13 protein-coding genes are annotated in these 14,464 nt (G+C 51.6%); 9 read left to right on the forward strand and 4 right to left on the reverse strand.

Going from position 1 to position 14,464, the window contains the following annotated elements; translation table 11 throughout:
* Positions 1-87: 87 nt before the first annotated feature.
* The 6 genes from rpsO (at position 88) to cptA (ending at position 8,159) form a co-directional block, all read left to right on the forward strand.
* A complete protein-coding gene (gene rpsO / locus LOZ86_RS03885; RefSeq protein WP_005971532.1) occupies positions 88-357 on the forward strand; it encodes a 30S ribosomal protein S15 in 270 nt (89 codons plus the stop codon).
* Between the two features lie 249 nt (positions 358-606).
* Complete coding sequence (gene pnp / locus LOZ86_RS03890; protein ID WP_101781482.1) at positions 607-2,727, forward strand: polyribonucleotide nucleotidyltransferase; 2,121 nt, start codon at positions 607-609, stop codon at positions 2,725-2,727.
* Between the two features lie 131 nt (positions 2,728-2,858).
* The gene (nlpI, locus tag LOZ86_RS03895; RefSeq protein ID WP_039485954.1) at positions 2,859-3,743 is read left to right on the forward strand and encodes a lipoprotein NlpI; all 885 of its coding nucleotides are present in this window, start codon (positions 2,859-2,861) and stop codon (positions 3,741-3,743) included.
* A gap of 111 nt (positions 3,744-3,854) precedes the next feature.
* Positions 3,855-3,926 (forward strand): protein YrbN, encoded by a 72-nt coding sequence (gene yrbN / locus LOZ86_RS21475; RefSeq protein WP_223193433.1) that lies wholly within the window; start codon positions 3,855-3,857, stop codon positions 3,924-3,926.
* Entirely contained in the window at positions 3,919-5,850 is a 1,932-nt protein-coding gene (locus tag LOZ86_RS03900; RefSeq protein ID WP_039485952.1) for a DEAD/DEAH family ATP-dependent RNA helicase, read from the forward strand. Before yrbN ends, LOZ86_RS03900 begins: the two co-directional genes overlap by 8 nt.
* A 590-nt stretch (positions 5,851-6,440) precedes the next feature.
* Entirely contained in the window at positions 6,441-8,159 is a 1,719-nt protein-coding gene (gene cptA / locus LOZ86_RS03905; RefSeq protein ID WP_039485950.1) for a phosphoethanolamine transferase CptA, read from the forward strand.
* 65 nt (positions 8,160-8,224) lie between these two features.
* Here cptA and LOZ86_RS03910 read toward each other — a convergent pair whose 3' ends face one another.
* The 3 genes from LOZ86_RS03910 to ubiU all read right to left on the reverse strand — a co-directional run bounded on the left by LOZ86_RS03910 (position 8,225) and on the right by ubiU (position 11,289).
* Positions 8,225-9,238 (reverse strand): luciferase-like monooxygenase, encoded by a 1,014-nt coding sequence (locus LOZ86_RS03910; RefSeq protein WP_039485982.1) that lies wholly within the window; start codon positions 9,236-9,238, stop codon positions 8,225-8,227.
* A gap of 165 nt (positions 9,239-9,403) precedes the next feature.
* Positions 9,404-10,282, reverse strand: coding sequence for a U32 family peptidase (locus LOZ86_RS03915; RefSeq protein WP_039485949.1), 879 nt, complete (start codon positions 10,280-10,282; stop codon positions 9,404-9,406).
* A gap of 11 nt (positions 10,283-10,293) precedes the next feature.
* Positions 10,294-11,289, reverse strand: coding sequence for a ubiquinone anaerobic biosynthesis protein UbiU (gene ubiU, locus LOZ86_RS03920; RefSeq protein WP_039485947.1), 996 nt, complete (start codon positions 11,287-11,289; stop codon positions 10,294-10,296).
* 356 nt (positions 11,290-11,645) lie between these two features.
* Between ubiU and ubiT the strand changes: the two genes are divergently transcribed.
* The gene (gene ubiT, locus LOZ86_RS03925; protein ID WP_039485946.1) at positions 11,646-12,170 is read left to right on the forward strand and encodes a ubiquinone anaerobic biosynthesis accessory factor UbiT; all 525 of its coding nucleotides are present in this window, start codon (positions 11,646-11,648) and stop codon (positions 12,168-12,170) included.
* A complete protein-coding gene (locus tag LOZ86_RS03930) occupies positions 12,164-12,706 on the forward strand; it encodes a GNAT family N-acetyltransferase (RefSeq protein ID WP_039513441.1) in 543 nt (180 codons plus the stop codon). Before ubiT ends, LOZ86_RS03930 begins: the two co-directional genes overlap by 7 nt.
* Before the next feature lie 24 nt (positions 12,707-12,730).
* Here the strand turns inward: LOZ86_RS03930 and LOZ86_RS03935 are convergent, their stop codons facing one another.
* Positions 12,731-13,030 (reverse strand): GIY-YIG nuclease family protein, encoded by a 300-nt coding sequence (locus LOZ86_RS03935; RefSeq protein WP_039485943.1) that lies wholly within the window; start codon positions 13,028-13,030, stop codon positions 12,731-12,733.
* Positions 13,031-13,640: 610 nt separating this feature from the next.
* On the opposite strand from LOZ86_RS03935, the gene deoC reads away from it, so the two are divergent.
* Positions 13,641-14,420, forward strand: a complete 780-nt coding sequence (gene deoC / locus LOZ86_RS03940) for a deoxyribose-phosphate aldolase (RefSeq protein WP_039485941.1) — start codon at positions 13,641-13,643, stop codon at positions 14,418-14,420.
* Positions 14,421-14,464 lie beyond the last annotated feature (44 nt).

The raw sequence follows: 14,464 nt of genomic DNA on the forward strand, positions 1-14,464 counted from the left end.
GAGGGTAGAATAGCGCGGCTTGACTATTGGGTGGCTGAATTAGAGATCGGCGCCTGTTTTTTTATCTATAATGTTTGGAGTATTACAATGTCTCTAAGTGTTGAAGCTAAAGCTAAAATCGTAGCAGACTTCGGTCGTGGCACTAACGATAGTGGTTCTACTGAAGTTCAGGTTGCTTTGCTGACTGCGCAGATCAACCATCTGCAAGGCCACTTTTCTGAGCACAAAAAAGATCACCACAGCCGTCGTGGTCTGCTGCGTATGGTTTCTCAGCGTCGTAAGCTGCTGGACTACCTGAAGCGTAAAGATGTAGCACGTTACACCAGTCTGATCGCGCGTCTGGGTCTGCGTCGCTAAGTCTTCTGTGTTTCAGTGGGAAGGGGCCTCTTTTGGCCCCTTTCTTCTAGGAAGCGTTAGCAAAACAGAGTAGTGTATTGTTGTTAATATGATCTTTCATTACAGAGGTTCGCGCGGCTAATGAGAGGCTTTATCTGCATAAGCAAGATAAGGGTTGTCATTAGTCGTGAGAATGTAGTGCAAAGGTCGGGAGTTCACCGGCGCGTTTATCTTGAATACGTGTAGCGCGCCCCAGCTAAGGATATAATTTTGCTGAATCCGATCGTTCGTAAGTTCCAATATGGTCAGCATACCGTCACGTTAGAGACCGGTATGATGGCACGCCAGGCTACCGCCGCTGTGATGGTAAGCATGGATGACACCGCGGTATTCGTTACCGTTGTAGGCGCTAAAAGTGCTAAGCCGGGTCAAAGTTTCTTCCCGTTGACAGTTAACTATCAGGAGCGTACCTACGCTGCTGGACGTTTCCCTGGTGGTTTCTTCCGTCGTGAAGGCCGTCCAAGTGAAGGCGAAACGCTGACTTCTCGTCTGATTGACCGCCCGATTCGCCCTCTGTTCCCAGAAGGTTTCCTGAATGAAGTTCAGGTGATTGCGACCGTTGTTTCTGTTAACCCACAGGTTAGCCCTGACATCGTTGCCATGATTGGTGCCTCTGCGGCGCTGAGCCTGTCTGGTATTCCGTTCAACGGCCCTATCGGTGTTGCACGTGTTGGTTACCTGAACGACCAGTATGTCCTGAACCCAACGATGGACGAGCTGAAAGAAAGCCGTCTGGATCTGGTTGTTGCCGGTACAGAAGGCGCGGTTCTGATGGTGGAATCTGAAGCTGAGCTGCTGAGCGAAGATCAGATGCTGGGTGCGGTGGTGTTTGGTCACGAGCAACAGCAGATCGTTATCCAGAACATCAACTCACTGGTTGCTGAAGCGGGCAAACCGAAGTGGGAATGGCATGCGCCAGAAGTTAACGTTTCTTTAGAGCAGCGTGTACAGGCTTTGTCCGAAGCACGTCTGGGTGACGCTTACCGCATCACTGAAAAACAAGAGCGTTATGCACAAGTTAATGTTATCAAAGCGGATGTTGTTGCTGCTCTGCAGGCTGAAGACGAGACCCTGAGTGCGGGTGATATCCAGGAAATTCTGGGTGACGTTGAGAAAAATGTCGTACGTAGCCGCGTGCTGGCTGGCGAGCCGCGTATCGATGGCCGTGAAAAAGACATGATTCGTGGTCTGGATGTTCGTACTGGCGTACTGCCGCGTACTCACGGTTCAGCACTGTTCACTCGTGGTGAAACGCAGGCGTTGGTAACCGCAACGTTGGGAACTGAGCGTGATGCGCAGAACATCGACGAGCTGACTGGCGAACGTACCGATCGCTTCCTGCTGCACTATAACTTCCCTCCGTACTGTGTTGGTGAAACGGGTATGGTAGGTTCGCCTAAGCGTCGTGAAATCGGTCACGGTCGTCTGGCTAAGCGTGGCGTGTTGGCCGTTATGCCTAAGGCGAACGAATTCCCGTACACCGTGCGTGTCGTGTCTGAAATCACAGAATCCAACGGTTCTTCTTCTATGGCGTCTGTCTGTGGTGCTTCTCTGGCACTGATGGATGCAGGTGTGCCAATTAAATCAGCCGTTGCGGGTATCGCGATGGGTCTGGTGAAAGAAGGCGATAACTTTGTTGTTCTGTCCGACATTCTGGGTGACGAAGACCACCTGGGCGATATGGACTTCAAAGTTGCCGGTAGCCGTGAAGGTATCACTGCGCTGCAGATGGATATCAAGATCGAAGGGATTACCCGTGAGATCATGCAGGTTGCTTTGAATCAAGCCAAAGGTGCACGTTTGCACATTCTGGGTGTGATGGAGCAGGCGATCAGCTCACCGCGTGGTGATATCTCTGAATTCGCACCACGTATTCACACCATCAAGATCAGTACCGATAAGATTAAAGACGTGATCGGTAAAGGTGGTTCTGTGATTCGTGCGCTGACGGAAGAAACGGGCACGACCATTGAAATCGAAGACGATGGTACTGTGAAAATTGCTTCAACTGACGGCGAAAAAGCGAAACACGCAATTCGTCGTATTGAAGAGATCACTGCTGAAATCGAAGTCGGTCGCGTGTATCAGGGTAAAGTTACCCGCATCGTTGATTTTGGTGCTTTCGTCGCTATTGGCGGCGGCAAAGAAGGCCTGGTGCATATTTCTCAGATCGCCGATAAGCGCGTAGAGAAAGTGACTGACTACCTGCAAATGGGTCAGGAAGTGCCGGTCAAGGTTCTGGAGGTTGATCGCCAGGGCCGCGTGCGCTTAAGCATCAAAGAAGCAACTGCACAAACTCAGGAAGCGGCAGCCCCGTCTTCTGAGGAATAAGATAACGATCTTATGGCACCTTGCTTGATTATCATGGCAAGGTGCTGCGTGTATCGTAAGGGAACGGATGTCCTTGCGTTGAGCGGTCCGGGACAGGATGTTCATCCAATGTTTGTCTTCGGGAGTGGGAAATGAAGCCTTTCTTGCGCTGGTGTTATGTTGCAACAGCACTCATGCTGGCAGGATGCAGCAACATGGATTGGCGTAAAGACGCAGTATTGGCGATTCCGTTACAGCCTACTTTGCAGCAGGAAGTGATCCTGGCACGAATGGAACAAATCCTTGCAAGCCGGGCATTAACCGATGATGAGCGAGCACAGCTATTATATGAGCGCGGAGTGCTGTATGATAGTCTCGGGTTACGGGCATTGGCGCGGAATGATTTTTCACAAGCGCTGACGATCCGCCCTGATATTCCAGAAGTTTTTAACTATTTGGGTATCTATTTAACGCAGGCAGGCAATTTTGATGCTGCCTATGAAGCGTTTGATTCTGTACTAGAGCTTGATCCAACTTACAATTATGCGCGTTTAAACCGAGGCATCGCTTTGTATTATGGCGGTCGCTACCTGTTAGCGCAGGATGATCTGCTGGCGTTTTATCGAGACGATCCGAATGATCCTTTCCGTTCGTTGTGGCTGTATCTTGTGGAGCGAGAAATCAATCCAGAGACGGCCAAAATTGCGTTGAAGAAACGCTATGACGACGCCAAGAAAGGGCCTTGGGGATGGAACATTGTCGAATTCTATCTGGGCAGTATCAGTGAAAAAACACTGATGCAGCGTTTACAGGTAGAAGCTACGGATAACACTTCGCTCGCTGAGCATCTCAGTGAAACTGACTTCTATTTAGGTAAGCACTACCTAAGTCTGGGGGACAAGAACACCGCTTTGGCGCTGTTCAAGCTGACGGTTGCCAACAACGTCCATAACTTTGTTGAGCACCGCTATGCATTGTTGGAATTGGCGCTATTAGGCCAAGAGCAAGACGACCTATCAGGATCGGACCAGCAATAGCTGACGAACACTTAATCAGCCTGAAAAAACTTCGGTTATCACCTTCACGGGTGAGGGCTTTTTTGTTCGCTTTTTAATCCAATTTGAGCCAGTTCACACTTTTCAATGAAAATGACTGAAAATTTTCACGATGAGTTATGTAGACTGGCCGCCATGTTTAATGAGGCACGTGTACATGACTGATTTATTTACTTCTTTTTCCGATTTGGGGCTGTCTGCTCCTATTATTAATGCCCTGACCGATCTGGGCTATGAAAAACCGTCGCCAATTCAGGCTGAATGTATTCCCCACCTGCTGAACGGTCGCGATGTGCTGGGTATGGCACAGACCGGCAGTGGTAAAACTGCGGCTTTTGCTCTGCCATTACTCAATAATTTAAAGCCTGAGTTAAAAGCGCCGCAGATGTTGGTGTTGGCTCCAACCCGCGAACTGGCTGTTCAGGTTGCTGAAGCCTGTAATGATTTTGCCAAGCATATGCATGGCGTTAACGTCGTTGCCCTGTACGGTGGCCAGCGTTATGACGTGCAACTGCGCGCTTTGCGTGGTGGAGCACAGATCGTTGTTGGTACGCCGGGCCGTCTGTTGGATCACCTGAAGCGTGGTACGCTGGATCTGTCCAACCTGAGTGGTTTGGTGCTGGACGAAGCCGATGAAATGCTGCGTATGGGCTTCATCGAAGATGTTGAAAACATCATGGCTCAGATCCCTGCCGCGCATCAGACTGCGCTGTTCTCTGCAACCATGCCGGAAGCGATTCGCCGCATTACGCGTCGTTTCATGAAAGATCCGCAGGAAGTTCGCATTCAATCAAGCGTGACTACGCGTCCAGACATCAGCCAGAGCTACTGGACTGTGCAGGGCATGCGTAAAAATGAAGCGCTGGTACGTTTCCTCGAAGCGGAAGATTTTGATGCGGCGATTATTTTCGTTCGTACCAAAAACGCGACGCTGGAAGTGGCTGAAGCACTGGAGCGTAGTGGTTACAACAGTGCTGCGTTGAACGGTGACATGAATCAGGCGCTGCGTGAACAAACGCTGGAGCGTCTTAAAGATGGTCGTCTGGATATCCTGATTGCAACCGACGTTGCGGCGCGTGGTCTGGACGTTGAGCGTATCAGCCTGGTCGTCAACTACGATATCCCAATGGATTCTGAGTCTTACGTCCACCGTATTGGTCGTACTGGCCGTGCAGGTCGTGCCGGTCGCGCACTGCTGTTTGTTGAAAACCGTGAACGCCGCCTGCTGCGCAACGTTGAACGCACAATGAAGCTGACGATTCCTGAAGTGGAATTGCCAAATGCAGAATTGCTGGGTCAACGCCGTCTGGCTAAATTTGCCGCTAAAGTACAGCAACAGCTGGAAAGCAGCGATCTGGATATGTACCGTGCGCTGCTGACGAAACTGCAACCGCAGGAAGAGTTGGATGTTGAAACACTGGCTGCTGCGCTGCTGAAAATGGCGCAAGGCGAACGTCCTCTGATTCTGCCACCAGATCCGGCATTCCGTCCGCGTCGCGAATACCGCGATCGTGATGAGTCTCGTAGTGATTCACGTGGCGATCGTCGCCGTGAACCTCGCGATGCTCGTGATTCACGCGATTCCCGTGAACCCCGTGACGGTGACCGTCCACAGCGTCGCGAGCGTCGTGATGCGGGTGAGATGCAACTGTACCGTATCGAAGTGGGTCGTGATGACGGCGTTGAAGTTCGCCACATTGTTGGTGCTATCGCCAACGAAGGTGATATCAGCAGCCGCTACATCGGTAACATCAAGCTGTTCGCGTCTCACTCGACGATTGAACTGCCGAAAGGTATGCCGGGCGACCTGTTATCACACTTCACCCGCACGCGTATTCTGAACAAACCAATGAATATGCAATTGCTGGGTGATGCAGTCGCACAGCCAGAACGTCGTGGTGGTGGTCGTCCTGCGGGGGCAGGCGGTGAACGTCGTGATGGCGCAGCGCCACGCCGCTCTTTCGGTGGTGGTGAACGCCGTGAAGGTAACGCTAACGGCGGTGAGCGTCGCGAACGTTCTTTTAATCGTGATTCAGCTGCAGCTGCACCGCGTGCTCCACGCCGTCGTCCTGCTGACGCTGGTCAATAAAACTAACATCGGGTAATAAGCGTATTGTCTTACCGTTCGAAGTGAAGTTAAACACTTCGCTTCAAATAACAAAATGGTGCCTTACGCAATCTTTACCCTTGGTTTTTGTTATAAAAAGCGGTCTGTCGATAACGATGGACCGCTTTTTTTGTGACTCACCTCACCGGTCTATCTTAATTTTATAATTAAGGGACGATTCACTCCGAAGTGCAATGCTAAGTCACCATTCTTAATATCTCGAACACTTTTGATGACTGCCTAAGCTCAGTACATTTACGCGGTACTGCTCAGCCGTCCTGATAGCCTTTTATCTCTTCTTCCGACACCGTTCTCGGGGTAAACTGCTGATACTTCATGTTACTCGCTCGTCTTCGGTAGGAAGAACAAGATAGCTTATCGGTATCTTCACTCCCAGCCAGTCAAAACCAAATGTTGCAGTTATTAGCTAGATTTATCAGGTTCTAAACGGATAATATTGATCTTTGGCGTTGTTTATTCTGGTGCCGAAAGAAGTGTAATCAAAAAAGACCTAATTAAAGTAGTGCCATTTGGCGCTGCATAAAAAATAACAACGTTGTGTGGAATTAAACATGTCTGAACTCTTTGCTAAAGAGCGCTTTAGTTGGTGCTCGCTCGGATGGCTTTTACTCTATTTTTGGTTTTTCTCCTGCGCACTACAGCTTGTCATTGTTCTGACCGGACATAGCGGCACCACGGGATTACGTGATTCGCTACTCTACAGTTTGCTGTGGCTGCTCCCCGTTTTTGTTTTCCCTGCTCGAACCAGAATCATCAGTGGCGTATTGGGTATTCTATTATGGACTACATCCTTGATCGCACTTGGTTATTACTCGATTTATAAACAAGAGTTCTCACAAAGCGTAATGTTTGTGATGTTCGAGTCTAATAGTAAAGAAGCTGGCGAGTATGTAAGCCAATATTTCAGTCTGAAAGTGTTGGCTATATTGTTTTTTTATACGGTGATCGTTGGGTTTCTGTGGCGAAAACTGCGGCCAGTTTATTTACCGCTTAAATATAAAGTGACAGCTTGTTCATTAATTGTTGTGGTGCTATTTGGTATTCCCCTTTATAAAAAAATGCACAATGAGGGGCAGACGTTGGTAGAAGCCAGCGGCTATCTGGCAAGTCGCATGTCCACTACTGCCCCATGGCAGTACATTGCTGGTTACGTAGAGTACCGCCAGCAATTGGGAAGCATGACTGAAATGCTCAGGCAGAATGCGGCGCTGCCACCCCTTGCAAACCTGAAAGATGCGAACGGCAATACACCGCGCACACTGGTATTGGTAATCGGTGAATCAACCACCAGTAGCCGTATGAGCCTGTATGGTTATGGCCGACAGACCACGCCGCGACTGGATGCACTGCGTAAAAGCGATGCCAATCTGGTGGTATTCAACGATGTGGTGACCTCACGTCCGTACACCATTGAAATCTTGCAGCAGGCACTGACGTTCGCCGATGAGCAGCAACCGGATCTCTATCTGAGCAAGCCTTCGCTGATGAACATGATGAAACAGGCTGGATACAAAACGTTCTGGATTACCAATCAGCAGACGATGACCAAACGTAATACGCTACTGACGGTGTTCTCCCAGCAAACAGACGAACAGTTCTATATGAACAATCAGCGCACGCAAAGCGCGCGGCAATACGATGACGTGGTGTTCGCGCCGTTTGAAAAGGTGCTGGCCGATCCCGCTGAGAAGAAATTTATTGTTGTGCACCTGCTAGGCACTCATATGAAATATAAATTTCGCTATCCGGAAGAGGCGACTCAATTTGTTGGGCGAGAAGGGATTCCTGACGGCGTGAATGACAACGATGTTGAAGTCTATAACGACTACGATAATGCTGAGTTGTACAACGATTACGTTCTTGAAACGCTGATCCGATCCTTTGAAAAAACGCAGCCGAATGGCTTCCTGCTCTATTTCTCGGATCACGGTGAAGATGTTTACGAGACGCCGCCGCACAACGTGCTGGGGCGAAATGAGACAGCACCGACGCGTACTATGTATACCGTGCCGTTTATTCTCTGGACTTCACCGCAGTGGCAGAAAGATCATCCGATCGATTATTCCCCATATGTTGATCGGAAATACAGCAATGCGCACCTGCTGCATACCTGGTCAACTTTGGCTGGGCTTAGCTACGATCTTCAGGAACCTGAAAAAAGCCTGGTTAGCCCTGTATTTCGTGAATCAGAGCGTTGGATAGGCAACCCGTACAGTAAGAAAGGGTTGAGCACCTTTGACAGCTTGCCTTACACCACAGGCGGTAAATAACCTCCAGGCAATAACCGAGGTGGAGAAGGGATGCTTTCTCCACCTACTCGGCCCTGCGGAGGGGGCTAACCGATCACGTCCTGACGTATCTGCATGATCCGCTCGAAGGAGTCTTTTCGCGCCTGATGGTCAAAGATTTGGCCATTGATCATCACTTCATCCGCCTGCGTTTCACGCAAAAGGCTCTGCAATCCATGACGGACTTTCGCGCTATCGCCAACAATCGACAGCCGCAGTGCTTGCTCTGCCCCAAACTGCTCGGCAGGCGATCCGACCGTGTCGATATTTTCTACTGGGGCGGGCAGCGGGCCCGGCGTGCCACGGCGCAGATTGATGAACTGCTGCTGCATCGAGGTGAAGAGGAAACGTGCATCCCGATCGCTATCGGCCGCAACCACATTGACGCAAACCATCGCGTAGGGCTTGGCGTGGGTGGCTGAAGGGACAAAGTTTTCACGGTAGAGGCGGAATGCTTCCAGCAACATATCGGGGGCGAAATGGGCGGCAAAGGAGAAAGGTAAACCCAGTCTCGCGGCCAGCTGTGCGCTATACAGGCTCGATCCTAATAGCCAGATCGGAACGTGTAGACCTTGTCCCGGGACGGCCTGCACTGCCTGGCCCGGCTGTGCATCGGCGAAATAGCGTTGTAGCTCCTGCACATCGCGTGGGAAATCTTCAATACCGGCATTGAGGTGGCGACGCAGCGCCATCATGGTGCGCTGGTCGGTGCCGGGCGCGCGACCTAATCCCAAATCGATACGGCCAGGATACAGCGATTCCAGCGTACCGAACTGCTCGGCGATGACGAGTGGTGAGTGGTTCGGTAGCATCACGCCGCCGGAACCGAGGCGGATGCGCTGTGTTCCCGAAGCAAGATAGCCGAGTAGCACCGAAGTCGCCGCGCTGGCGATACCTGTCATGCTGTGGTGTTCCGCCAGCCAATAACGGTGATAGCCCCATTTTTCTGTATGCTGCGCCAGATCCAGCGAGCGATGGAAGGCGTCATGTGCTGTCGCACCTTGCGGAATAGGCGCAAGATCGAGGACGGAAAACACGGCGGATTGAGAAGGTGTAGACATAATATGGCTCACTTTGTTGTTCACTGACTCCACCCATTCGGTGGATGCTAACGCCGTCAGTCAATGATGAAAGTCAGAGCAGTATGAGGGAATGTTGCAGTGCTATGTAATTCAAAAGGTGCGTTTAGGAAGGAAGGGCGGCTGACCGCCCTGATAGCAAATGAGTTATTGAACGAGCTCAAGGCCAGCGACGCGACGCCAGTAGCCGTTGCAATCCGATTGATTTTCCAGCGTTAATGGCGCATTGCCTTGTTCGTTAGCGCGGAATTTATCCAGCATCGCCGGAGTGCTGATATCGTTTGGGGATAGCCGGACAATATCGACCAGATCCTGCATTGACGTCAGTTCGTTGCCGAGGTTGTAGCAATAGCCGCTTTGCGTCTGGATGCCGTTGAGGACAAAGACCTGCTGATTCTCCTGCGACAGCATTTTTCTGCCTTGTGGATAGCTGAGGCAGCAGGTTTCGCATTCATCTTTTGGCCGATCTTCTGAACGTGCGGTGAAGCAGCGGGCGGAATAGGCTAGCGGTAAATGGCCATAGCTGAGCACTTCCACTTCAAACTGATGGCGAAAGCCAAGCTCGTCACACTGATTCAGTAAGTTTTGCAGCCAGTCTCGGGAAAGCTCGACCGGCATACACCAGCGCACCATGCCTTGTTTATGAAGGACTCGCAGGGTGTAAGCGTTGTAGCAGTTGAGCGCGTGTCCGGCGACAAACGGCAAATTGCGTTCGGCGGCGATATTAACGGTGCCCAGATCGTTCGCTTCCAGCAAGAACTCGCCGTTATCCACATAGCGTTTTAGCTCGGTAAGTTCAGATGGAGCCTGTAAGAGCGCGAGCGTAGAGATCACCACCTGTTTACCGCTGTTAGCAACCTCGCGGGCAACGTTGAACCAGTCTGCCACCTTCATCAGGCGGCGCTTGCTGCACACTGTTTCGCCGAGATAAATGATATCGGCGCTGCTGCTCACCGCTGCCTGATAAAACGCCTCAACGTCCTCTTTCGGCCAATAGTAGAGAATATTCCCTAATGCGTATTTCATGTGTTCTCCTGCTACTGCCATTTACGGTGATAAGCGCCGAGCGTGGTTTGCGTGCCTTCTGCCACCGCGCCTAACGCATCCATCCAGGCTTGAGTGGGAACGAATGTCTCGGGATTGGCACGACAGCGATCGATCGCCTGTCGCCATACCTGCGTAATCTGGCTGACGTAGGCTGGGCTACGTTGGCGGCCCTCTATCTTCACGGAGGCAATATTGGCGGCCATCAATTCAGGCAGCAGCTCCAGCGTGTTCAGGCTGGTTGGTTCTTCCAGTGCATGGTAGCGCTGTCCATCGACTAAATAACGCCCTTTACACAGCGTGGGATAACCGGCGTTTTCATCGTCCTGATAGCGGTCGATAAGAATGTCATTCAGGCGCGATTCCATGCCGTTTTCCGTCTGCTGCCAGCGTACAAATCGCGCTGGTGAGCAGGCACCCACTGTATTCGGTGATTCACCGGTCAGATAAGAAGAGAGATAGCAACGGCCTTCCGCCATGATGCACAGGCTGCCGAAGGCGAACACTTCGAGTGGCACGGGGCTAGTGCGGGCGATTTGTTTCACCTGATGAATAGACAGCACGCGAGGTAGCACGACGCGTGAGACATCGAAATGGCGATGATAGAAACGGATCGCTTCGGTGTTTGTCGCGGAAGCCTGCACTGACACGTGACGCTCGATGTTGGGATAGCGCTCAGCGGCATATTCCAGCATGGCGAGATCGGCGAGGATCAGCACGTCAGCCCCGATTTGCGCAGCCATGTCCACGGCACGCTGCCAGCGCTGATAGCCGTCCGGGTGCGCAAACGTATTGATGGCGATATGCAGCTTACGCCGGTGGCGGTGCACGTACTCGCGAGCTTCCTGTAGCTTCTTATCGGTAAAGTTCAGCCCGGCAAAATGACGTGCGTTGGTGTCATCTTTCAGGCCGATATAGACCGCATCTGCGCCATTATCGATGGCAGCTTTCAGTGCCGGCAGGTTGCCAGCGGGGCAAAGCAGTTCCATACACAATCCTTCATTAATCCCTTTGGAGCCGTAGCGGCTCGGTACGATCAATGATGTTCAGACTGACGATCGCGTTTATGACGGGCGTTCTGCCTGCCACCCTTGCGGGTCGACGTAAGCGATTTTTTATCAGTCGATGAATGTTGTTAACGATTGGGAATCTTAATTAACCAAATCGGTAAGGACTTTGATTTAAGGCAGTTTATGGTGCTAATCGTCGCGCAAGGACAAAATCTGTTGGGCATAATCGGATAACCGACTAAATTATTGACATAGACCTCTGCCGCGTGCGGTGGATGTGGCAAAATGTTTGCAGATTATCTGAACAGTCAGATTGCTTTAAGAGGAGTACGCCAGTGTTGGAAAAACTACGAGCGCAGATTGTGCGTCAGGGGCCGAGCTTATTAGGTAAGCCACTCAAGTTCACCCCCTTTGCGCTACAGCGTCAGGTTTTGGAACAGATGTTGGGCTGGCAGTTCCGTCAGGCGCTGGAAGAGGGCGATCTGGCATTTCTCGAAAGCCGCTGGCTGAAAATTGAGGTGCGTGATGTCGGCTTGCAGTGGTTTATGACCCTGCGCGATGGCCGTTTGGTCGTGAGCGATGCTGAGACGCCGGATGTCAGCTTCAGTGCAGACGCGAACGATCTGATTTTGATCGCCGCGCGTAAAGAAGATCCCGATACGCTCTTTTTCCAGCGTCGTTTGCGCATTGAGGGCGATACCGAATTAGGTTTGTATGTGAAGAATCTGATGGACGCTATTGAGCTGGAATCTATGCCTGCGCCGCTGCGCATTGGCCTGCTGCAACTGGCGAACTTTGTTGAAGCTGGCTTACAGGAGGGCGCAGTGCAACCAGCGAACCACGCGCCAGTATCATGCTAGTTCGGGTTGAAATTCCCGTTGATGCCGCAGGGATCGATAATTTATTGCGCCGTGCTTTTCCAACGTGCGCAGAAGCGGATCTGGTTCACCAACTGCGTGAAGATGGCTTATTGACGCTCGGCGTTGTGGCGACTGACGATGAAGGTGGTGTGGTGGGCTACGCGGCATTCAGCCCGGTGCTGATCGACGGTGAGGATCGCCAGTGGGTGGCGCTTGCGCCGTTGGCGGTAGACGAAAGCCTGCGTCGGCAGGGCGTGGGGGAGAAGCTGGTCTACGAAGGGCTGGATGCGCTGAATGAATTTAGCTATACCGCCGTTGTCGTACTGGGTGAGCCAACGTACTATTCTCGCTTTGGTTTCGTTCCGGCTACAGAACATCAGTTGCACTGCCGCTGGCCAGACAGTGAATCGGCTTTTCAGGTTTACCCGCTGGCGGATAATCATGTTGTCGGTGAAGGGCATTCTGAGGGAGAAAGCGGGTTTGAAAGCGCGAGCGGGCTGGTGGAATACGCCGAACCGTTTAACCGCTTTCTCTAACGTGATTCGTTAGCCGATAGCGCATCAATACATTTTGTCTGAAATGCATAGCGTCTTGGGCTGGTCTTGTACCAGCCTTTCTTTTTGTTTTTTGCTCAATTGCTTAATGCGATATTCCAGTTTCAGGGCATCTGAGCGATTGCCCACCAGACAGTGAAACACCAGCGCTAACTCGCCTTTTCCCCGCAGCGCTTTTGCCCCTTTTCCCGTTTGATGCTGATTCAGGCGTCGGCTGACATCCGTTGTGATACCCGTGTACAGCGCCCCTGCGACCGTGCGCAGTATGTACAGATACCAGTGAGAATCTTCGGCGTGTTCAGTCATGGCGTTGTCTGTCGTTTCTCGAAAGCCGTGGTATTGGGAGGAGTTTAGAGCGCTTATCCCGCTGTGTGAAGTAGCAAGCCACCGTTGTTTTTACTGTTGCAGTGTGGATTGTTTTTTGAAAAAACCGCTATGCTTACTCCATGGTATCCATCCGCAGCAGGCGGTTTCTATCCCGCGCGTGGCCCGTGGTTGACCCCTTCTTTTTCCCGGTATAAAGGGATCGTTTGGCCGACAAGGCTGTCACGGTTAATTCATCGGATGAACCTTATCTGGGGAAGTATGTGTGATAAAAATCACATATAATCACTATCTATTGCATTTCTCTTACATCAAGTGTGAATGAATGCACAAAATAGTCCGGCATGGCGTGTTCAAATGTCTGATGAGTCGTCTTTTATTTAATGAATAAATAGGTTTCTTTCGGTGTTGAAATAATCACAGAATGAAGGGTAGAGGAAGGCTGATTGCGGTGAGAAGGATCTCGGTGCCGCTACAGGTTGTTTCGCCTGGGCGCTATCTTCAAGGAACCAAGTCCGCTCGCCAAACGTGCTGGTTTTGCACCAGTTAATGTTCAGGGCCGGTTAGACCGGCTGACGAGTTGGAGTGTTGTATGACCAAGCTGACCACTGCCGCGCAACGTGCGCTGGCGCTGATGGATTTAACCACGCTGAATGAGGATGATACGGATGAAAAAGTGACGGCGCTCTGCCGTCAGGCGAACAGCTCGGCTGGAAAAACGGCTGCTATCTGTATCTATCCACGTTTTATCCCTCTGGCGAAAAAAATCCTGCGTGAGCAGGGGACGCCGGATATCCGCATCGCGACGGTGACCAACTTCCCGCATGGCAATGATGATGTAGCAATTGCTGTTGCTGAAACCAAGGCGGCAATCGCCTACGGCGTTGATGAAGTTGATGTCGTATTCCCTTACCGCGCGCTGATCGCAGGCAATGCGCAAATCGGTTTTGAGCTGGTGCAGGCATGTAAAGCCGTGTGTCAGGATGCCCACGTGCTGCTGAAGGTGATCATCGAGACGGGCGAGCTGAAACAGGAAGCGCTGATCCGTCAGGCGAGCGAGATTGCTATTGATGCGGGTGCCGATTTCATTAAAACCTCAACCGGTAAAGTGCCGGTGAACGCGACGCCAGAAAGCGCGGCGATCATGCTGAAGACGATCCACGATAAAGGTGTAGGCGAGCATGTCGGCTTTAAAGCGGCTGGCGGCGTGCGTAACGCGGAAGATGCCGCCATCTACCTGCAACTAGCGGACGATATCATGGGCGCGGAATGGGCGACGGCACAGCATTTTCGCTTTGGCGCATCCAGTCTGCTGGCAAGCCTGCTGACCACGCTTGGCCACGCGACAGCGGCTCCGCAGGGTAGCTACTAATTACGTGCACGCAGCGTACGATTTTGTTCACAGCAAATGTGCTC

The organism is Pectobacterium parvum (genome assembly GCF_020971565.1).
Classification (GTDB): domain Bacteria; phylum Pseudomonadota; class Gammaproteobacteria; order Enterobacterales; family Enterobacteriaceae; genus Pectobacterium; species Pectobacterium polare.

Excerpts from the sequence above, each read along its gene's own strand:
- rpsO (WP_005971532.1), top strand. The coding sequence starts at position 88 with ATGTCTCTAAGTGTTGAAGCTAAAGCTAAAATCGTAGCAGACTTCGGT.
- nlpI (WP_039485954.1), top strand. The coding sequence starts at position 2,859 with ATGAAGCCTTTCTTGCGCTGGTGTTATGTTGCAACAGCACTCATGCTG.
- LOZ86_RS03900 (WP_039485952.1), top strand. The coding sequence starts at position 3,919 with ATGACTGATTTATTTACTTCTTTTTCCGATTTGGGGCTGTCTGCTCCT.
- cptA (WP_039485950.1), top strand. The coding sequence starts at position 6,441 with ATGTCTGAACTCTTTGCTAAAGAGCGCTTTAGTTGGTGCTCGCTCGGA.
- LOZ86_RS03910 (WP_039485982.1), bottom strand. The coding sequence starts at position 9,238 with ATGTCTACACCTTCTCAATCCGCCGTGTTTTCCGTCCTCGATCTTGCG.
- LOZ86_RS03915 (WP_039485949.1), bottom strand. The coding sequence starts at position 10,282 with ATGAAATACGCATTAGGGAATATTCTCTACTATTGGCCGAAAGAGGAC.
- ubiU (WP_039485947.1), bottom strand. The coding sequence starts at position 11,289 with ATGGAACTGCTTTGCCCCGCTGGCAACCTGCCGGCACTGAAAGCTGCC.
- LOZ86_RS03930 (WP_039513441.1), top strand. The coding sequence starts at position 12,164 with ATGCTAGTTCGGGTTGAAATTCCCGTTGATGCCGCAGGGATCGATAAT.
- LOZ86_RS03935 (WP_039485943.1), bottom strand. The coding sequence starts at position 13,030 with ATGACTGAACACGCCGAAGATTCTCACTGGTATCTGTACATACTGCGC.
- deoC (WP_039485941.1), top strand. The coding sequence starts at position 13,641 with ATGACCAAGCTGACCACTGCCGCGCAACGTGCGCTGGCGCTGATGGAT.